General features: G+C 48.6%; 19 protein-coding genes. 8 read left to right on the top strand and 11 right to left on the bottom strand.

The window, feature by feature from the left end; genetic code table 11:
* On the bottom strand, positions 1-697 hold a 697-nt coding region (locus tag BM607_RS20865), incomplete at its 3' end, for a LysR family transcriptional regulator (protein ID WP_249269620.1).
* Positions 698-831: 134 nt separating this feature from the next.
* Here BM607_RS20865 and BM607_RS20870 point away from each other — a divergent pair.
* Both BM607_RS20870 and BM607_RS20875 read left to right on the top strand, forming a co-directional pair.
* Positions 832-1,854, top strand: coding sequence for a zinc-binding alcohol dehydrogenase family protein (locus BM607_RS20870; protein ID WP_071940680.1), 1,023 nt, complete (start codon positions 832-834; stop codon positions 1,852-1,854).
* Complete coding sequence (locus tag BM607_RS20875; protein ID WP_071940681.1) at positions 1,851-2,135, top strand: putative quinol monooxygenase; 285 nt, start codon at positions 1,851-1,853, stop codon at positions 2,133-2,135. Before BM607_RS20870 ends, BM607_RS20875 begins: the two co-directional genes overlap by 4 nt.
* Positions 2,136-2,185: 50 nt before the next feature.
* On the opposite strand, the gene BM607_RS20880 is transcribed toward BM607_RS20875, so the two are convergent.
* The 4 genes from BM607_RS20880 to BM607_RS20895 all read right to left on the bottom strand — a co-directional run bounded on the left by BM607_RS20880 (position 2,186) and on the right by BM607_RS20895 (position 6,599).
* Positions 2,186-2,917, bottom strand: coding sequence for a fumarate reductase iron-sulfur subunit (locus tag BM607_RS20880; protein WP_071940682.1), 732 nt, complete (start codon positions 2,915-2,917; stop codon positions 2,186-2,188).
* The gene (locus BM607_RS20885) at positions 2,917-4,923 is read right to left on the bottom strand and encodes a fumarate reductase flavoprotein subunit (protein ID WP_071940683.1); all 2,007 of its coding nucleotides are present in this window, start codon (positions 4,921-4,923) and stop codon (positions 2,917-2,919) included. The genes BM607_RS20880 and BM607_RS20885 overlap by 1 nt, the downstream gene beginning before the upstream one ends.
* A 109-nt stretch (positions 4,924-5,032) precedes the next feature.
* Positions 5,033-5,704, bottom strand: a complete 672-nt coding sequence (locus tag BM607_RS20890) for a fumarate reductase cytochrome b subunit (RefSeq protein WP_071940684.1) — start codon at positions 5,702-5,704, stop codon at positions 5,033-5,035.
* Positions 5,705-5,876: 172 nt separating this feature from the next.
* Positions 5,877-6,599 (bottom strand): fumarate reductase cytochrome b subunit, encoded by a 723-nt coding sequence (locus BM607_RS20895; RefSeq protein WP_071940685.1) that lies wholly within the window; start codon positions 6,597-6,599, stop codon positions 5,877-5,879.
* Between the two features lie 384 nt (positions 6,600-6,983).
* Here BM607_RS20895 and prmA point away from each other — a divergent pair, with 384 nt between their 5' ends.
* From prmA to BM607_RS20925, 6 genes are all read left to right on the top strand, one after another.
* Complete coding sequence (gene prmA / locus BM607_RS20900; protein WP_006083369.1) at positions 6,984-7,865, top strand: 50S ribosomal protein L11 methyltransferase; 882 nt, start codon at positions 6,984-6,986, stop codon at positions 7,863-7,865.
* 174 nt (positions 7,866-8,039) lie between these two features.
* Positions 8,040-9,008, top strand: coding sequence for a tRNA dihydrouridine synthase DusB (gene dusB, locus BM607_RS20905; protein ID WP_006083370.1), 969 nt, complete (start codon positions 8,040-8,042; stop codon positions 9,006-9,008).
* A 16-nt stretch (positions 9,009-9,024) separates the two neighbouring features.
* Positions 9,025-9,330: a DNA-binding transcriptional regulator Fis gene (gene fis / locus BM607_RS20910; RefSeq protein ID WP_006083371.1), complete on the top strand. Its 306-nt coding sequence runs from the start codon at positions 9,025-9,027 to the stop codon at positions 9,328-9,330.
* A gap of 328 nt (positions 9,331-9,658) precedes the next feature.
* Positions 9,659-12,649 (top strand): UvrD-helicase domain-containing protein, encoded by a 2,991-nt coding sequence (locus BM607_RS20915; RefSeq protein WP_071940686.1) that lies wholly within the window; start codon positions 9,659-9,661, stop codon positions 12,647-12,649.
* 228 nt (positions 12,650-12,877) lie between these two features.
* Positions 12,878-13,687, top strand: a complete 810-nt coding sequence (gene ric, locus BM607_RS20920; protein ID WP_071940687.1) for an iron-sulfur cluster repair di-iron protein — start codon at positions 12,878-12,880, stop codon at positions 13,685-13,687.
* Positions 13,688-13,818: 131 nt separating this feature from the next.
* On the top strand, positions 13,819-14,322 hold the full coding sequence (locus BM607_RS20925) for an ATP-binding protein (protein WP_071940688.1): 504 nt from the start codon (positions 13,819-13,821) through the stop codon (positions 14,320-14,322).
* 17 nt (positions 14,323-14,339) lie between these two features.
* On the opposite strand, the gene BM607_RS20930 is transcribed toward BM607_RS20925, so the two are convergent.
* From BM607_RS20930 to lysA, 6 genes are all read right to left on the bottom strand, one after another.
* Positions 14,340-14,918 (bottom strand): HupE/UreJ family protein, encoded by a 579-nt coding sequence (locus tag BM607_RS20930; RefSeq protein WP_011848047.1) that lies wholly within the window; start codon positions 14,916-14,918, stop codon positions 14,340-14,342.
* Between the two features lie 123 nt (positions 14,919-15,041).
* The gene (locus BM607_RS20935) at positions 15,042-15,773 is read right to left on the bottom strand and encodes an HAD-IA family hydrolase (protein ID WP_071940689.1); all 732 of its coding nucleotides are present in this window, start codon (positions 15,771-15,773) and stop codon (positions 15,042-15,044) included.
* A complete protein-coding gene (xerC, locus tag BM607_RS20940; protein ID WP_012588729.1) occupies positions 15,773-16,693 on the bottom strand; it encodes a tyrosine recombinase XerC in 921 nt (306 codons plus the stop codon). Before xerC ends, BM607_RS20935 begins: the two co-directional genes overlap by 1 nt.
* A gap of 57 nt (positions 16,694-16,750) precedes the next feature.
* Complete coding sequence (locus tag BM607_RS20945) at positions 16,751-17,380, bottom strand: DUF484 family protein (RefSeq protein WP_011848049.1); 630 nt, start codon at positions 17,378-17,380, stop codon at positions 16,751-16,753.
* Positions 17,377-18,204 carry a diaminopimelate epimerase gene (gene dapF / locus BM607_RS20950; RefSeq protein WP_071940690.1) on the bottom strand — a complete coding sequence of 276 codons (828 nt, stop codon included), beginning with the start codon at positions 18,202-18,204 and terminating at the stop codon, positions 17,377-17,379. The genes BM607_RS20945 and dapF overlap by 4 nt, the downstream gene beginning before the upstream one ends.
* Before the next feature lie 76 nt (positions 18,205-18,280).
* Complete coding sequence (gene lysA, locus BM607_RS20955) at positions 18,281-19,525, bottom strand: diaminopimelate decarboxylase (protein ID WP_071940691.1); 1,245 nt, start codon at positions 19,523-19,525, stop codon at positions 18,281-18,283.
* Positions 19,526-19,563 lie beyond the last annotated feature (38 nt).

Raw genomic sequence — 19,563 nt, forward strand, 5'->3', positions numbered from 1 at the left:
CCGCCACAGCCCAACGGCGGGCAATTTCTGCATCGTTAGCACTGCGGTTGCCCGTGACACGCACTTTATATTCTTGCCCATCGCGCCTAAATTGCCATTGGTCGTGGGTTCGCTCATCTAACTTATAAAACAAGCAATTATACTCTATCAGCTGTTCTAATGAATCTGGCACACCAAACTCGGCCAGATATTCAGGTGAGGCGCACAAGACACGATCAACACTGCAGAGCGGAAATGCCACTTGGTTTGAGTCCTGCGGTTTGCCGTAACGCACCGCGACATCAATTTTATCGTGATAAAAGCTGCTGATATTATCGCCAAGATGCAAGCGCACTTGCAATTGTGGGAAATCGAGCAAGAACTCATCGAGCCAAGGCACAAACAGATTACGGCCAAAATCCGAAGAAACCGACAGGCTTAAGGTGCCGGATATCTTACCTTTGTCACTGGCGATGGCTTGCTCGCCGAGCGCTAAATCGCTTAAAGCACGACGACAATGAATAAGATAACGCTCACCTTGTACTGTCAAACGTAAGCTGCGAGTTGTACGGATAAATAAGCTAGTATCGAGCTGTTTTTCAAGCCGTTTTATTGCGGCACTGGCAGAAGCGGCGGAGATATCCATCTCGGCCGCAGCGGCAGAAATATTGCCACAATCGGCGACCCGCACGAACAAAGCTAAATCATTAATCAACATGATTATCAAAAATCCTTTGAAAAAATTACAAACTTTACCCTGTTTATCTCTTAGCTAATATTCCACACAATGGCAACACGATACAAGTACACTCAAACAGATCGACTCCAGCCAGTACACCCTGAGGAATAAAGATGAAAGCCATTGGTTACCAAACTGCAGGTGCAATCACAGCACCCAATGCATTAGAAGACATCACGTTAGCCGAACCGACGGCAACAGGTTTTGACCTCTTGGTGGAAGTCAAAGCCATTTCCGTCAATCCGGTCGACACTAAAATCCGCGCATCCAGCTCGGCACCAGCGGGCGAATATAAGATCATCGGCTGGGATGCCGTCGGCGTCGTCAAAGCAGTTGGCGAAAACGTCAGTCTTTTCAACGTCGGTGATGAAGTGTGGTACGCGGGCGACATTAGCCGCAGCGGCAGTTATGCCGAATATCAATTGGTTGATGAGCGAATTGTCGGCCATAAACCTAAGAGTTTAACTTATGCCCAAGCGGCGGCATTACCCTTAACCGGAATTACAGCATGGGAGGTTCTATTCGACCGCTTAGGTTTGCCCCAAGATGGTTCGGCAACTGACGCCCGTATTTTAATTATCGGCGCGGCAGGTGGCGTTGGCTCTATCATCACTCAGCTGGCGGTAAAACTCACAGGGGCAGAGGTGATAGGCACGGCCTCTCGCCCAGAATCCACCGCTTGGGTGCAAAAACTCGGCGCCGATGCGGTCATAGACCACACTCAATCACTCTCGGGCGAACTTGCCAATATTGGCATTGCTGATGTGACCCATGTGATTAGCTTGACCCAAACCGATCAACACTTCGATGAGATCGTACAAGTGCTTAAGCCACAAGGGAAACTGGCGTTAATCGATGATCCTAAGGGGCCATTAGATGTGATGAAACTCAAGCGTAAGAGCCTGTCACTGCATTGGGAGCTGATGTTTACCCGCAGCCTGTATCAAACCGAAGATATGATAGCCCAACATCACTTACTCAATCGCTTAAGCGCACTTATCGATACAGGTGAGTTACAGAGTACGTTCGGCGAGCACTACGGCACAATTAATGCGCAGAACTTAATCAAGGCCCACACTCAGATTGAGTCAGGCAAAGCCATAGGTAAAATTGTTTTGGAAGGTTTTAACCAATGAAAATAACGGTATTTGCCCAAATCATAGCGAATCAAGGCCAAAGCGACGCGCTATTTAAGATACTCAAGCAACTCGTGACAGACACGCATACCGAGGCTGGTTGCATCGAATACAAACTGCATCACTCATTAGATGATGAAAATATCTTCTGGATGTACGAAATTTGGCAATCCCAAGCGGCATTGGATGAACATATGGCGAGTGCGCATTTCCAAACATTTGTCGCCCAAACGGCAAACTTAATCAGTCGAGCTGACATCCATAAAAGCTACGCCTGTTAATCAATAAAAAAGCGCCAAGCGAGTTGGCGCTTTTCATTTTTCATAATGAATTAAATCAAAGTCATGGCCATCTTGCGGCGTAAATAAGCGATCTGCTGCATGTGTGGCAAATCCTTAGGGCAGTTATCTTGGCAGCCCAGTAAAGTCATACAACCAAACACCCCATCCTGATTACCAATCACATGGTAAAAATCCTCGGCACTGCGCGCATCACGGCTATCCATCTCGAAACGGGCAATTTTCATCATACCTACGGCGCCAACAAAGGTTTCACGCATTTGTTTGGTCGCACAGGCAGAAACACACACTCCGCACTCAACGCATCGCTCAAGCTCATACAGGCGCGCAGCTTCGTCTGGATCCATTGGATCTTCGAGTCGATGGATGCTGATATCATTGGTCTTAGGGTGTAACCACAGCTTTAAGCGCTCGGCCAATTCCCGCATAAATTTACCGGTATTGACCGAGAGATCGCCAATCAACTCAAAGCCTGGCAGCGGCATTAGAGTAATTTCGCCCTTAGGATATTTGGCGGTTAAGGTACGGCAAGCTAACGTAGGGAAACCGTTGATTACCATAGCGCAACTGCCACAAATACCCGCTCGACACACAAAGTCGAACTGCAATGAAGTGTCTTGTTCTTCCCTGAGTTTATTGAGAGCAATAAATACCGTCATCCCCGGCGTTTCAATGAGCTGATAACGCACCATTTTCGGCTTATCGTTTGGCTCCTGCGGATCATAACGAAAGATATTAAAGGTGAGCGTTCGACCTTGGCTCATTATGATTTTTCTCCTAACGCATTGGCTGACGGGCTTTTTAAGGTATCACTCAAACGTTCATTATTAGGTTGTAAGCTCTCGGGTAATTCAAAGGGCATAAGCGCCCGCTGGCGTTGATAACAGTCTGCATCATCACCTAACTCAGCTAAAATCTCGGCAATCTGTTGCTCACGTTTTTCGGTATCGGGATGCACTATGGCGTTGTTAATGCCATAACCACGATAACCCGGCGGGAGTTCCATCTTCATCACATCGAGCGCTTCGTAATTAAGCACAGGTTCGAGCGCCTCTGGATCGGGCCAACTGGCTAAGGTACGATTTAGCCAGTCGCGATCATTGCGCTGTGGATAATCTTCTCGAGCATGGGCACCACGGCTCTCTGTTCGTGCCGCTGCGCCGCAGGCCACAGTCAGCGCGACTTTGAGCATACGCTTGACCCGCAGGGCTTCAACTAACTCAGGATTGGCGTGACGTTTCTTACACTTAAGCCCAAGCTTACGCGAACGTTCGAGCAGCACTTTAAGTTCAGCGACGGCTTTATCAAGCTCAGGGCCATTACGGAAAATCCCCACATAATCCATCATGATGCGCTGCATCTCGCGTTTGAGGGCAAAGGCACTCTCGTGACCATCACCTTCGATCAGCAGATCAATCTCACTCTGCACCTGCTGCATAAAGCGTTCGGCCAATTGAGTGTCAATCTCTAGGCTATTGTTCTCACAAAAATCGGCGACATATTTACCAATAATCATGCCACCAACCACGGTCTCGGCCAGCGAATTACCGCCTAAACGGTTAAAACCGTGCATGTCCCAACACGCCGCTTCGCCGACGCTAAACAAGCCTTTAAGCTGCGGGCTTTCACCCGTGGCATTGGTTCGAATGCCGCCCATAGAATAATGCTGCGTTGGCCGTACTGGGATCCAATCCTTAGCGGGGTCGATACCGAGGAAGTTCTCACAAATTTCCTGCACTTCCCTAAGGTTAGTTTCGATGTGCTTGCGACCTAGAAGGGTAATATCCAGCCACAAATGCGGCCCATAGGGGCTATCGACCCCCTTACCTTTACGTATATGTTCTGTCATGCGGCGCGATACCACATCCCGTGATGCCAACTCTTTTTTATCGGGCTCATAGTCTGGCATAAAACGGTAACCGTCTTTATCGCGCAATAAGCCACCATCACCACGGCAGCCTTCCGTGGTTAAAATGCCCACGGGCACGATAGCAGTCGGATGGAATTGTACCGCTTCCATATTGCCAAGCCTTGCCACGCCCGTTTCCAACGCGAGTGCTTGACCAATGCCTTCGCAGATGATCGCATTGGTCGACACTTCATAAATGCGGCCATATCCGCCAGTGGCAATGGTGGTGGACTTAGCCACATAGGCCCTCAGTTCACCGGTTATCAAACAGCGGGCGATAACCCCATGACAGCGTTTACCATCGTGAATAAGTGCCAGCGCTTCGATACGTTCATGGACAGGAATATCCATAGAAATCGCTTTGTTATCCATAGCGTATAACAGCGAATGACCCGTACCATCGGCCGTATAGCAAGTGCGCCATTTTTTTGTGCCGCCAAAGTCACGGGCGTTAATCAGTCCATGGGCTTCCTGCGCCTCATGCAAAGTCACTTTTTGCGCGTTCACAATCACGTCTCTTGGGCCTGCACTCACCCTTGACCAAGGCACGCCCCACGTCGCCAATTCACGCACTGCCTTGGGCGCACAGTGAGCAAACATCCGCGCCACATCTTGATCGCAACCCCAGTCGGAACCTTTTACCGTATCTTGAAAATGCACGTCTTCATCATCGCCCATACCTTTTACGGCATTGCCTAAGCTCGCCTGCATACCGCCTTGGGCGGCAGCTGAGTGGGAGCGTTTCGCAGGAATGAGTGACAGGACTAAGGTATCGAGCCCACGCTCTTTCGAGGCGATGGCGACCCTTAAGCCTGCAAGTCCGGCGCCTACCACTAATGAATCGGTATAAATCAGTTTCACGCCTGCTCCTTAATCGGGTCTATTATTCTTGTGCAGTTTGCTGTGTTCGACATTCTATTCATTAATAAGCTTATTCATTGATTTACTTATTCATTAATTTCTGGCGGAGTTAACTCGCATGGGGTAAAAACGCCAGCAGCGAAGCTATGCCGACGGTGACAAATAGCACGCTCACTATGGTTTTGATCTTACGTAATCGGTTGCGACTATTGAGATCCCGCGCCGCGCCCCATTTCAAGGCCACACGGTAAATACCAATCGCCGCATGTAACTCCACCGTGAGCAGCAACGGCAGGTAAACCATCCACACACCTTGGTTCCAAATACGGTCGGCGCTCCCTAGGGGACCAATGGTTTCGGGGGCTGACCCAATGAGCCACAAATGCACAGGCAGCAAGAGTAAAATCACCACACCGGTAATGGCTTGCCAGCGCCATAGACGCGTATCACTGTGGTTGATCACTTGCATTTGTTGCCGCAGTGCCCTTTGCTGGCGCAAACTCATAGGTAACTTTTGCAGCGCAACTAATACATGCACTAACGCTAGAGCGGCAATGCCCATTGCAATAGCCGTCACCACCCAGGGATAACCGTGGCCATCGTCGGAGAGAAAACTCAACTCCATAGTGCGCGCCACCCAATTCATGGCATCGCTACCCAGTAAAATCGATGACACTAAGACTAAGTGGGTCCACAGAAAGACCGCGAGGATGACGCCAGACACGCTCTGACTTAAATCCAGCCAAGCACTCCATTTTTTAATAGTTAGTTTGATCGCCATCCTCTCGCCTCACGCCGTTGACCTTATCGAGCCAATCTCATTAAGTCTTACTGCAAATTAATATCGCTCACATATCCACATGAAAACGTGAGCCAGATCAATTGAGTGCCGAATAATTAACCTAATGCTTAAATAATAGCAGTGAAACAAAATCCTGCTGCCAGCTCAAAGCCTACTCAGGCACAAAGGGCTGCACAGGAATACCCAGCTCACTACCGATAAACAGATAGGACATTAGGCTCGCAGTCCCCAGACATAGCAGGTATATAATCAACACCTTAGCTACTTTTCGTAGACCTGAGCGTTTAGTGGTTATGCCCCACTTTACCGCGACGCGATACAGGCCAATCATGGCGTGCACGACTACGGCTGGGAGTAACAACGCATATAACAACCAAGCATTGTCGTGATACACCCGCTCGGCCGATAAATGCGGGCCAATTTCGGGATTTAAAATCATAGTGAAGAGATGAACAGGAACGAGGAAAAATAAGATAAAGCCGCTGATCAGTTGCCAAAACCACGCATGGGTGTCCTTGTGGTTGATGCTGCCCATGTGCGAGCGCAGGGCGCGCCATTGCCCGAGCTGCGCCGGAAAACGCCGCAGTGCCACCGCCGCATGCACTATCACCACCAATAGCATAAACACTGAAAACACTTTAGTGACTATGGGGAAACCGTGTCCTGTGCTGCTGAACATGCCACCTTCAAGCAACTGCACTACACGATAAAAGGCCTCTTTTCCCAGCAGAATGCTCGACTCAAAATGCATATGCAGCAATAAAAAGCTGCCGAGCATAATCCCTGTCGCGCTCTGTAGCCTGTCAGCCTTTGCCGACCAAGGATGACCTAGCGGCGTACTCACCCTATTGTGAACTCGAGTTATGCTTGTCATCTTAGATTCACCTATGTCGTTCGTCGTTGGCACCTCTTGGCAAATTACACCATAGCAGCAACGCAGAACCGGCCTCAGTGTCACAGATTTAAAGCGTGAGCCAACTCACCTGACTGAGTGCAACTCTTAGAAGAAGATCACAAAAAACATACCGAACAAAACAAAGGTAAAACAAATTAACCAATATATTTCAGAGTGTTATATTAAATATTAAAACTGACAATTCGTTTTTTAATACCAATCAATGCGCGTTAGCTAACACCTTGTCTACGCAGACAAAAACGCTATGCCACGATAGTCAGTCGCAGAACCTTAAGCCATGGTTTACAATAGCGCGATATTTTGAACCCTTAGCTTTTGCACACTCAGCCACAGGATGCCCCCATGCCTTGGATCCAACTCCGTATAAACACCAATAGCGATGACGCTGAAACCATCAGCGACTTGCTCATGGAAGAAGGCTCAGTCTCTATCACCTTCGAAGACGGTAAAGACACCCCTATTTTTGAACCTAAACTGGGCGAAACCCCACTGTGGCGCGATACCGTTGTCGTTGCCCTATTCGATGCAGAAACCGATCTGACACCGACCATCGCCATGTTGAAAACCTTGCCTTTCCTCGGCGAGAACTTCAGCCATAAGGTCGAACAAATTGAAGATAAAGACTGGGTGCGTGAGTGGATGGATAACTTCCACCCCATTCAATTCGGCACACGTCTGTGGATTTGCCCAAGCTGGCGCGAGATCCCCGATCCAACCGCAGTCAATGTGATCTTAGATCCCGGTCTTGCCTTCGGCACAGGCACTCACCCTACGACTGCACTGTGTTTAGAGTGGCTAGACAGCTTAGATTTAAGCGATGAAGAAGTGATCGACTTTGGCTGTGGCTCTGGCATCTTAGCCGTAGCCGCACTGAAACTGGGCGCGAAAAACGTCACAGGTATCGATATCGACTATCAAGCCATCGACGCCTCACGTGCCAACGCCGAGCGCAATGATGTCGCCGACAAGCTAGCCTTGTACTTGCCAGAAGACCAACCCGCCGATCTCAAAGCCGACGTTCTGGTCGCCAATATTCTTGCCGGCCCACTGCGTGAATTAGCGCCTTTGATCGCAGAACGCGTAAAAACCGGTGGCAAACTTGCCCTTTCCGGTCTCCTCAAAGAACAAGCCCAAGAAATCTCTGACTTTTATAGCCAATGGTTCGATATGGACGCAGCGGCTCACAAAGAAGATTGGAGCCGCTTGACAGGCAAGCGTAAATAGCGCTAAAGGGTGGCGCAACATGCGCCACCGCTGGCTTCTAACTATTCAGCCTCTGACTTCTCGCCGATTAAAAGTCAAGAAAAAAAATTACATCTAGGTCATTTATTGACCTTTTCACGGCCAACAAAAAGGGCTACTATAGCGCCCCTTTGAAGAGCTAAGGTGAAACATAAAATGCAGATTGGACCCTATCAACTGAACAATCAGCTGATCGTGGCACCAATGGCAGGTGTCACCGATCAAGCTTTCCGTAATCTTTGTCTTCGTTATGGCGCAGCCCTAGCGGTTTCCGAGATGCTTTCATCCAATCCTGAGGTTTGGGATACAGATAAAAGCCGCCAGCGCATGACGCATTCTGGCGAGGAAGGCATCCGCTCAGTGCAAATTGCAGGAGCCGATCCTGATTTAATGGCGCAAGCCGCGTTGTTCAATGTTGAACAAGGCGCTCACATCATTGATATCAATATGGGTTGCCCCGCGAAAAAAGTGAATAAAAAGCTGGCTGGCTCAGCGCTGATGCAAAACCCGCCGCTGGTAAAAGAAATTTTACAAGCCGTGGTCGCCGCAGTGAATGTGCCCGTCACGTTAAAGATTCGCACCGGCTGGGAGCCAGAACACAAGAATGGTGTTCAAATCGCCCAGATTGCCCAAGATTGTGGCATCGCCTCGCTCGCCGTTCACGGTCGCACGAGACAATGTATGTACAGAGGCGACGCTGAGTACGACACGATTAAAGCAATCAAACAGAATGTCTCGATTCCTGTCGTCGCGAATGGGGATATCGACAGTCCGGAGAAAGCCCGCTTTGTGCTGGAATACACCGGTGCCGATGCCTTGATGATAGGACGGGGTGCTCAAGGACGGCCTTGGATTTTCAGAGAAATCCAGCACTACTTGGAAACGGGTAATAAGCTAGCGCCCATTGAGGTTGCCGAACAGCGTCAAGTGATGCTGGAACACCTCACCAAACTGTATGATTTGTATGGTGAATACAAGGGTATCCGCTTCGCCAGAAAACATATGGGATGGTACCTAGACCAAGAAGCTCAGCGCCAATTTAGGGCTGACTTTAATCGGCTGGAAACCGCTGCAGAACAGTATTCCCTCGTGGAATGTTATTTTGATGAATTAGTACAGAATTAATAAAGAGCAGAATAGAATGTTTGATCAGACAACTAACACAGAAGTTCACCAGCTTACCGTTGGCAAAATCGAAACCGCAAACGGCACTATCAAGCCCCAGTTATTACGTGACGCAGTAAAGCGTGCCGTAACTAACTTCTTCGCACAGTTGGACGGTCAGGAAGCACAAGAAGTTTATGAAATGGTGCTAAGCGAAGTTGAAGCGCCTCTGCTTGACATCATCATGCAACACACTCGTGGCAACCAAACCCGCGCAGCAAACATGCTAGGTATCAACCGTGGTACTCTGCGTAAAAAATTGAAAAAATACGGCATGAACTAATCCGCAAGGATTAAGCTGTTGTATTGAGAAAAGAAAAGGCCTGAAGAGATTCAGGCTTTTTTGCTTTCTGATACACGCCTTTCTAATGCGCGCCCTTCTTATGCATATAGTTACATAGTCACCATCATGCTTGGTTTGCCACGCCTCTCACGCCAACTAAGACATCATTCACCAACACTATGAGCTTGGCTGCGTCTGGTGACCAAAATCAATAGACAATCCATACCGCCCCATAGCACAACCTTGACACGAGCTATCGGGTTTTAAGTTATAATGCATTTAAAAATCAGCCTGTTAATTCTAAAACTTTTTAGCCGTAGGTTTTACATTGTCATTGACTCACTCTGAACAAGATATCAAGCACAGTTGGTTTGGCCATTTCTTTATTGGCAAAGCTGATGCGGTAAAACTCAGCGCCAGTGGTATTAGCATTAATCGCACTAAAGGCGGCTTTTTTGCTCACTCTCGCAGCGCTAATAAAGTAGCAGCTGACGAACATTTTACTTGGCAGCAGCTCGACTCCCCGCCGGTTTTTACCTTGAGTCCGCTCGGATACTTGCTCGGTTTCACTGTATCTGGCAAAGCCTATCAACTGCCGTTTCTTAGCTATTTTGCGCAGCATCAATTTGGCAACGACACCGCACTGCTTTGGGCGAATGCCAATGGGGCGCGCATTGCTGAGTTAGTGGCGAAAGTCGATAAAATACTGGCACACACTTATTTACGAGAATCGCGTTTAGCAATGATACAAGCCAGAGTCGCGCACGAATATCCGCGTTGGTTCCCTTGGTGTGAAAACCTGCCCTTGGCGGCAAATCTACACACTGTGTTAGCGAGGCTTAAGCAAATCCACCGCTGGACCCGCGCCGATGTAAAACAGCTGCGTGAAGATTACATTCAGTCGCAGCTCGTTAAATTTGCAGACTATTTTGAGCATGTAGAATCTAATCCCTTAACCGAAAAACAGCGCCGAGCTTGTATTATCGATGATAACAATAACTTGTTATTGGCAGGTGCTGGCACGGGCAAAACCAGTGTGATGGTCGGGCGAGCCGGATATTTGCTGAAGAGTGGTCAAGCAAAAGCCGATGAAATCTTGCTATTAGCCTATGGCCGTAAAGCAGCTGACGAGATGGATGAACGGATTAAAAACAAGCTTGGCACGGAGGATATCAAGGCGAGCACTTTCCACAGTTTAGGCTTAAAAATTATCGCCGACGTTGAGCGCGCTAAACCCAGTTTGTCCCCTTGGGCAGAGGATGACAAAGCCAAAGAGCTGTGGGTGCACAATACCCTTGAGACTTTGATTGAAGATGAGGCTTACCGTAAGCAGCTTTTCGAGTACTTCAGCCGCTTCTATTATGTTGAAAAAAGCCCGTTCGAGTTCGATCTGGAAGGTGAGTATTTTCAATACTTGAATGATAACGATATTCGCACCCTTAAAGGTGAGCGAGTCAAAAGCTTTGGTGAGCTTTACATTGCCAACTGGCTATTTAGCAATGGCATCGAATATGTTTATGAAACTAAGTATGAGCATGATGTGCGCAGTATTGATTTTCGTCAGTATCAACCCGATTTCTATCTGCCTGAATACCAAGTTTATCTTGAATACTATGGTATTGATGAACACCAGAATACCGCCCCTTATATCGATAACCATAAGTACTTGGAATCGATGGCATGGAAACGTCAGCTACATCAACAACATGGTACTAAGTGTATTGAGCTATTTTATTACCAACATAAAAACGGGTCGTTAATCGGTAAGCTTGAGCAAGCTTTACAGGTCTTTAAAGTGCAATACGCGCCCTTACCCGATGAAGCCATACTCGCCACCCTGCATGAACTTGGGCGCGTGACTGAATTGGCAAAAATGTTTAGTCAGCTGATTGGGCTGTATAAAGCAGCTTGCCTTGATGAACATGGCCTTGAGGGGGTATTTGCCCGCGCCGCCGATGCTCAGCAGACCCGTAAGGCATTCGAACTGCTTGAGCCCATAATCACGCGCTATGAGCAACATTTAGCAATAAATGGCGACATTGATTTTGAGGACATGATTGGCAAAGCGCTGACGTATCTACAACGCGGGCAATTTATTAGCCCGTGGCGTTTCATTATGGTGGATGAGTTCCAAGATATTTCAGAACCACGTGCCCGCTTAGTGCGTGCCTTGAGGGATTCCTGTGCGCCCCATTCTAAAGCGCAGGCGTCTTTATTTTGTGTCGGGGATGACTGGCAGGCGATTTATCGCTTTAGCGGCGCAGATGTGAGTTTAACTACGAATTTTACTCACTATTTTGGCCCAACCGCCCAAAGCGACTTAGATCTGACTTTTAGGTTTAACAGCAGTATTGGGGAAGTCGCTACCCAGTTTGTCACCCAAAATCCCACACAATTGAGCAAGGATATTCGCTCCCTCAAGCAGGTCGCCTCCCCCGCGGTTTCAATATTACGCCGCGGAGAAAATGAACCACCCAGTAAAGATGAGCCAAGCCCGAATCCACTGGAACAAGCATTAACGGCGATAAGTGCAAGGATAAGCGCCGGAAGTGACAAACTTAACAGCGTACCGAGCGTCTATTTGCTGGCACGTTTTTGGTTTCAGTTACCCGATAAAACCCAAGTTAACCAACTCAAGGCTAAATATCCTAAGTTGAAGGTTGAGTGCCAATCATTTCACGCTTCAAAAGGGAAAGAAGCCGATTATGTGGTGATCATGGGGATGAAGACGGGAATGCATGGCTTTCCGTCGATGAAAATTACGCCGCCGATACTGGATGCTTTTTTACCTAAAACTGAAACGTTTGAATTTGCAGAAGAACGCCGACTATTTTATGTCGCATTAACGCGGGCAAAACACCGTGTCTATGTGATTGCCGATATGACAGATGTGAGTCCTTTCGTCACTGAACTGCTTACAAAAGACTACCCAATTGAACAAGATGAGTTCAGCACCTCTTTAGTACAAAGGTTATTTAAAGAAGTAAAATGCGTGCGTTGCAGCACGGGAACGCTTAAGCCTAGAACGGGGAATTTTAAATCGTTTTATTCTTGCTCACACTTTCCCTTGTGCGATCACAAGGAGCAAGGCTGCGAACTCTGCGCTAGCCCAATGACGCGTAACCGTTTTGCAGGCTTTAAGGCGTGTCTAAATGAGGCTTGTGGACATATATCACCGCTTTGTAACCTCTGCGGCGGCGATATGCTGTTGAAGGATGGTCAATTCGGCTCCTTTTGGGCCTGTCGCAATTACCGCGGGCAAAACCTACCCAGTTGTACGAATACACTAAACAAGGCCAAGTGGTCGCTTCCGAATTAAGTGATAAAAAATGAAACGCTTTGGCGTGATCGTCACTCAGTATCTCAACGTTTCGAGAGCCAATTTGCCAGCTACAAATAAGTTGGGTGACCTACTCCTTAAGAGATATTTCGCTCGGTTAACTGTGACATCATCGGCAAATCCTGAGTATTTTAGTCGGGTTTAGTTGCTACGCATTAAAGCTGCAAATAATATGAATGTAAATTTATTGCTGCTTTGGAGCTATTCATGTCTGCTACTTCTATCCCGCAAGATGCACAAGCCTCTGTCCATGGAGTGAGTTCTCAACCTCGCCATGATGCACAACTTAGTCAAGGTTCAGAGCTCAGTGAGAGCGCTCAAGATAGCCACTGGCTAGCACGAAAAGTCGGTGAGTTAGTTGCCGAAGATTTTCGCCGTGCCCATGTGTTTAGCCAATTTGGTATCGATTTTTGTTGTGGCGGCGGTAAACCGCTGGCGGTTGCCTGTGAACGCGCAGACATAGATCCCGCAAAAGTGGTTGCTGCGCTGAATGCCGTCACACTGACCGGCAGCAAAGAAGATGAGTTGAATCAATTACCCTTAGATCAACTTGTCGACTATATCGAGTCGACACACCATCAATACGTGCGCGAAAAAGCCCCGTTGTTGGTCGAATATTCCGAGAAAATGGTGCGCGCCCATGGTGAGCACTATGCCGAAATTATTCCCTTTGCGGGTTGGATACGTGCTTTAGTTGAAGACCTGATGCCGCATTTAATGAAGGAAGAGAAAATACTGTTTCCGGCGATCCGCGGTTTGAGTCAAGCAGAGCAGGTTGAAACTTGCTTTGGTCATATGGGTAATCCCATCAATGCGATGCAGAACGAACATGAAGAAGTCGGTTTGATTTTGCAAAAATTACGCGAGCTCACGAACGACTTCACGCCACCGGAACATGCTTGCACTACGTGGCGTGTGTGTTATGCCACGCTAGCGGAGTTTGAGGCCGACTTACATCAGCATATTCACTTAGAAAACAATATTCTATTTCCTAAGGCATTAGATCTCGCTCAATAATCGATTGAATGTTGCTGTTGTGATGCCCCTGAATTACGGTCATCCGCAGAATCTTGAGGCCGGACCTAAGTCTGGCCTTTCAATTGTTGACGTGCTACAACAAGTCATGTGTCGCTGACGGATAAGCTGCCATGACATTTCAATCATTTGCACTCGATGATATTGCCGACTTACACGAATCGGCCCAAGTAGAGTTTAAACTCGCAGGTGGCCGCGACGGCCAAGGTCAATTACCCGAAGATATTTGGGCTACTTATAGCTCCTTTGCCAACACTTTGGGTGGCGAGATCATCCTAGGGGTGCGCGAAGAACGTGGCCATTTCAGCATTGAAGGCATTCCCAATCCGCTTCCTGTTTTACAAGCGTTTTGGGAGATACTCGATAATCCTAGCCGTACTAGCCATAATATTTTGGCGATCTCAGATGTGCAGATTATTGAAATTATGAATAAAAAGCTGATTCGCATCCGTGTACCGCTGGCGCCAGAGCAGCTCAAACCTATTTATGTCGGCGGCGATCCTTACACTGGGAGTTATTTTAGGGTGGGAGATGCCGACATGCATGCGAGCCGTCGGCAGGTCAATCTACTGTTACGCCGCGCCCATCTTTGCATGAAGCAACTCAAGGCGCGTTAATTCGGCATGCTATTACGTCAAAATCCTGCTAATAAATAACCGCCCATGGCCGCAATCGCTGCGCCCGTGACACGCATTAAGTTGCGTTGTCCTGTCATCCGCTGCATTCCAAGGCCTATCATTACGCCGCCTAAATGGATGACCGCAGTGCCAAATAAAAATCCTAGGGCATACAAAACCGGGCTTGCCAATGCTGGCATTTCGGCGCCGTGGGCATGTCCGTGGAAAATCGCAAATATGCCAACAAATGCCATGGCGAATAACAGTGGAATTTGACGATCAAAAGCGATGGCGAGGCCGAGTAACAATACCGAGAGGGCAATGCCGATTTCAACGAAGGGAACGGCAATGGCGTATAAGCCTAAAATCCCGCCCACTAACATAAAGGTGACAAATGCTAAGGGGACAGTCCAAATTGCGCGGCCACCGAGCTGGGTGCTCAACATGCCCACACTCAACATAGCCAGCAAGTGATCAAATCCCAAAACGGGATGATTAAAACCCGACATGAAACCGCCACCCGAATGGATCTCATGGGCCGATACCGGCGCGATCCAACATAAAGTAAGCAGTAATAACAACCCGATACGCGCCATAACACAGCCTTAGTCAGTGACTTCAGTAATATTAGGCTTCACTCTAGTGCAAATTTTGGGAACAAACCTTGATCTCAATCACTCTGGATTAGCAAAGAGGCAGATTCAACGCTGCCCACAGAGTTAGTTTACGTCGATAGCCAGCACTTTGATTAACGCATCGAGAGCATTAATTTCTAAATGGGGTAACAAGGCCGCAATAGGTAAGGAATCGACTCGGCCAAAACTCGGATTCAACCACACAGACTGGCACCCAGCCAACCGCGCACCACGAACGTCGGCATTCATACTGTCGCCAACATGCAGTAAATGCTGCGGTGCAATATTTAATCGCGAGCAGGCCAATTCGAACATGTCTTTGGCGGGTTTCATATGCACACCATTGCCTGGATGCAACACAAACTCGAAGGCATCGCCTAAACCAATTCGCTCGGCATCCACATTGCCATTGGTGATGCCGATTAATCTAAAATGCTGCGATAGGCGTTTGAGTAACAAGAGCACTTCGTCAGATACTTGAAAATGACTGCGATGAAAATAAAAACACGCCAATCCTTGCTCGGCGCCGCGTTCGGCTTCAGCGGCCGAATACCCTAGCTGTCTTAGCCCTTGGCGAAGCGTTGCCAAACGGGCAGCGCTGGTATCGTGGGCGAGCTCGCGATTTTGCTGCAGCAGTTGCAGTTTTAGCCTGCGCCAATCATGGGTTTGCCACGCCTGCGACAATGGATAAGTCTGCAACAGAAACGTCGCCAGCTCGGCTTCGGCATTTAAAATATGCGGTAGATTATCGTACAGGGTATCGTCGAGATCGAAACTGATCGCTTGAATATTTTGAGGTCTAAGATAGCAACGCATTATTTATCCTGTGTTTTTTTCGCTCTAGGATGGGCGTTATCATACACCTTAGCTAAGTGTTGGAAATCCAAACTGGTATAAATTTGCGTGGTCGCTAGGTTCGCATGGCCCAATAATTCTTGCACCGCCCGCAGATCGGCGCTCGCTTCTAACATGTGAGTGGCAAAGGAGTGGCGCAGTTTATGTGGATGCACGCGCACCGATAATGCCTGCTCTTGCCCCCATTTAGCCATCCGCGCCTGAATACTACGATGGGAGAGTCGCTTGCCCTTTTCGGTCACAAATAAGGCGTTATCTTCACAGGGGATCTGCTTTCGGCAATTGAGCCAATTCAGCAAAGCAGCAATCGCCAAACGACCGACAGGGACGATACGTTCCTTATTGCCTTTACCTAAGACTCGCACTTCTTTCAAATCGTATTGCACACTGGATAAATTGAGCGCGGCGAGTTCCGCTAAACGTAAGCCACTGGAATAAAACAACTCCATCATGGCTTTATCCCGTAGGCTTAGGGGATCTGTACCTTCAATGTCCAGCAAGTGACTGATGGCATCGACATCGATATTCTTCGGCAGCGGTTTGGCTTGTTTGGGAGCACTTAAGCCTTTGGCGGGATTAAGCTCAATCACGCCTTCGCGCAGCAAAAATTCACCCCATTGTTTTACCGCAGATAAACACAGAGAAAGCGATCTCGGGCTTAAGCCTTTGCGGTGCAATTTAGACAATACTTGCTGCCAATGCTCGCGGCTCACATTGAGTAGATGCACGCCTTCGGGCAAGAGATCGCTTCCGCGATTAAGCTCGTAAAGGTAATTACGTACTGTATGGGCCGACAACTGCCGCTCGGTACTCAGATAGCGTTCAAAGGTTTGTAACCATTGAGTATTAAGCGCCGACACTTCGGCTGTTTGCGTACTCATATCGGTTTCCTCATGGGTTTTGCTAAGCCTTGAGTGAGCACAATCGCTCGACAGCCGTTACAGCTTAGCGAGCATGTGCGCCAGCAAACGCCGCAGTTGTTCCAGCAGCATGTTATCCATATCAGGATGAAAATGGGTGGCATCTTGGCTGGCAATAGCAAAAATGACTGGGTTGTCTTCCGACAATTTCGTCAGTGCCACTGACCCCACTTCGCTACCAAATAGGCGTTTAGCCTCTTGTTGCGTGAGTCGGCCAAAATAGTGACCTTTGTGCAGCCTTTGATCCCATATTGCCTTCATATCGGTATCGAGCACGCTGATCAAACGCACATGACTGAAATTAAACTGTAATTTTAAACTGTCGGCCAACACTTCTTTAAGTGACACTAGATCGGCACAATTTAATAGCTGGAAGGATAACTCAGTATTGAATTGGTAAATCTTCTCGTTACGCGCCGCCATGGTTAACAGACTGGTGATTTCTTCTTCCAACTGGCTCACTCGCTGGCGCAGCATTTCTTGGCGACGTTCCACCAAAGAGATGGCGCCGCGTTCCATGTGAGGCAAGCGCATTGCCAGCAGCAGCTCGGGATAGCGATTAAAAAAGTCAGGATTATCCAGCAGATATTCGCGAATAATCAACTCATCGAAAGGCACATCCGTCTGCGGCATCAAGGGCTCTGTCATAACTGAATTTGTCCATCGTAAACGTGCTGCGCGGGGCCCGTCATCCACAAAGGTTTACCCTCGCCTTCCCAGTTGATGGTTAAGGTGCCGCCGGGTAAATCCACCCGCACTTGCTGGCCGAGCTTCCCTTGCACTTGGCCTACAACTACAGCTGCACATGCGCCGGTACCACAGGCCAAGGTTTCGGCCGCGCCGCGCTCATACACCCGCAGCTTAATGTGGCCGGAGTCTACGACCTGCATAAATCCCACATTCACACCGCGCGGAAAACGCTCATGCTTAGTGAGCATGGCACCAATTTCAGCAACAGAAGCACTCGCCACATCTTCAACGTCGAGCACGCAATGGGGATTACCCATAGAAGCCGCGCCACATAAAAAGGTTTGCATTGGTGTTTGCAGTAGATAAGTTTTTTCAGGTTTCTTAGCTTTGAAGGGGATCTGGCTCGGTTCGAGGACCGGCACGCCCATATTCACGGTAACTGTACCGTCTCGCTCTAAGCGCAGAGTCATCTTGCCGGACGAAGTACTAACACGGATTTTGCTCTTATTTGTCAGGCCTTTATTACGCACAAAACGGGCGAAACAGCGGGCGCCATTGCCGCATTGTTCGACTTCAGTGCCATCGGCATTGAAGATGCGATAATGAAAATCTAAATCGGGATCATAGGGCGGCTCAACTAAGAGTAGTTGGTCGAAACCTATGCCAAAGTTACGGTCGGCTAAACGGCGGATCTGCTCAGGCGAAAAGAACACGTTCTGCGTGACCCCATCGACCACCATAAAATCGTTGCCCAGTCCGTGCATCTTAGTGAATTGGATCAAGATACTTATCCTTTAAGCCGAGGCGCCGCTCATAAAGTATGAAACCAAGCGCCTGAATCAATATAATTTTTCTAGTTTACGGCAGGAGTTGCTCACCTTGCCAGAGCTGAGACAATTTTTCTCGCTCACGCACTAAGAAAGCCTGCTCACCATCCACCATAACTTCAGCTGCACGAGGACGAGTGTTGTAGTTAGAGGCCATAGCAAAACCATAGGCACCACTCGAACGCACCGCCAGTAAATCACCCGCGGCTAACGCGAGCTGGCGATTTTTACCTAAAAAGTCACCGGTTTCGCACACTGGGCCAACAATATCAAACTCATAGACCTCTGAGTCCCTTGGCACGACTGGGATAATATTTTGCCATGCACTGTAGAGTGCGGGACGAATCAAGTCATTCATCGCACCATCGACAATCGCAAAACGTTTGTCGCTGTTTTCTTTAAGATACAGCACTTGAGTAACAAAAATCCCCGCATTGGCGGCAATCGCACGGCCCGGCTCGAAGATAAGCTTCAGTTGACGGTCGCCCAAACGCGCCAATATGGCGGCAGCATACACATCAGGATGTGGCGGCGTTTCGGCATCATAGGTCACCCCTAAACCGCCACCCACATCGAAATGCTCAATAACGATACCCTGCTCGGCCAAACGGTCGATCAAGGCGAGCATACGATCCATCGCATCAAGGAATGGCTTGATTTCAGTCAGTTGTGAGCCGATATGGCAATCGACACCTTTCACTTTTAAATGTGGCAACGCATGGGCACGGGCGAAAACGATTTCAGCCTCATCCATAGCAATACCGAATTTGTTTTCTTTAAGGCCAGTCGAAATATAGGGATGGGTTCCCGCATCCACATCGGGATTAATCCGCAGGGACACAGGCGCGACTTTACCTAAACGACCTGCGACCAGATTTAACAGCTCAAGCTCAGCGCTCGATTCAACGTTAAAGCAATAAATGCCCAGATTAAGTGCCTGTTCCATTTCAGCCGCAGTTTTACCCACGCCAGAGAACACCACTTTGGCGGGATCGCCGCCCGCTTCCATCACTCTTGCTAACTCACCGCCCGACACGATATCAAAACCACTGCCTAAACGTGCCAGCACATTCAGTACAGCCAAGTTCGCATTGGCTTTAACCGCGTAACAAATCAAATGTGGATGATCAGCCACGGCATTATTAAAGGCATGCCAATGGCGCTCTAACGTGGCGCGGGAATAGATATACAGCGGTGTGCCATAGGTTTGAGCTAAATCGGCAACCTGGCAGCCTTCGGCGTGCAGGGCATTTTGTTGGTAGAGAAAGTGATCCAATGTCTGGTTCCTTACTGCGCGTTATCGCTGCGATAGTG

The organism is Shewanella sp. SACH (assembly GCF_001887095.2).
GTDB classification, from domain to species: domain Bacteria; phylum Pseudomonadota; class Gammaproteobacteria; order Enterobacterales; family Shewanellaceae; genus Shewanella; species Shewanella baltica.

What these genes read in the sequence shown, in the direction of transcription:
- BM607_RS20870 (WP_071940680.1), top strand. Translation starts at nt 832, where the DNA reads ATGAAAGCCATTGGTTACCAAACTGCAGGTGCAATCACAGCACCCAAT.
- BM607_RS20875 (WP_071940681.1), top strand. Translation starts at nt 1,851, where the DNA reads ATGAAAATAACGGTATTTGCCCAAATCATAGCGAATCAAGGCCAAAGC.
- BM607_RS20880 (WP_071940682.1), bottom strand. Translation starts at nt 2,917, where the DNA reads ATGAGCCAAGGTCGAACGCTCACCTTTAATATCTTTCGTTATGATCCG.
- BM607_RS20890 (WP_071940684.1), bottom strand. Translation starts at nt 5,704, where the DNA reads ATGGCGATCAAACTAACTATTAAAAAATGGAGTGCTTGGCTGGATTTA.
- BM607_RS20895 (WP_071940685.1), bottom strand. Translation starts at nt 6,599, where the DNA reads ATGACAAGCATAACTCGAGTTCACAATAGGGTGAGTACGCCGCTAGGT.
- prmA (WP_006083369.1), top strand. Translation starts at nt 6,984, where the DNA reads ATGCCTTGGATCCAACTCCGTATAAACACCAATAGCGATGACGCTGAA.
- dusB (WP_006083370.1), top strand. Translation starts at nt 8,040, where the DNA reads ATGCAGATTGGACCCTATCAACTGAACAATCAGCTGATCGTGGCACCA.
- fis (WP_006083371.1), top strand. Translation starts at nt 9,025, where the DNA reads ATGTTTGATCAGACAACTAACACAGAAGTTCACCAGCTTACCGTTGGC.
- ric (WP_071940687.1), top strand. Translation starts at nt 12,878, where the DNA reads ATGTCTGCTACTTCTATCCCGCAAGATGCACAAGCCTCTGTCCATGGA.
- BM607_RS20925 (WP_071940688.1), top strand. Translation starts at nt 13,819, where the DNA reads ATGACATTTCAATCATTTGCACTCGATGATATTGCCGACTTACACGAA.
- BM607_RS20930 (WP_011848047.1), bottom strand. Translation starts at nt 14,918, where the DNA reads ATGGCGCGTATCGGGTTGTTATTACTGCTTACTTTATGTTGGATCGCG.
- BM607_RS20935 (WP_071940689.1), bottom strand. Translation starts at nt 15,773, where the DNA reads ATGCGTTGCTATCTTAGACCTCAAAATATTCAAGCGATCAGTTTCGAT.
- xerC (WP_012588729.1), bottom strand. Translation starts at nt 16,693, where the DNA reads ATGAGTACGCAAACAGCCGAAGTGTCGGCGCTTAATACTCAATGGTTA.
- BM607_RS20945 (WP_011848049.1), bottom strand. Translation starts at nt 17,380, where the DNA reads ATGACAGAGCCCTTGATGCCGCAGACGGATGTGCCTTTCGATGAGTTG.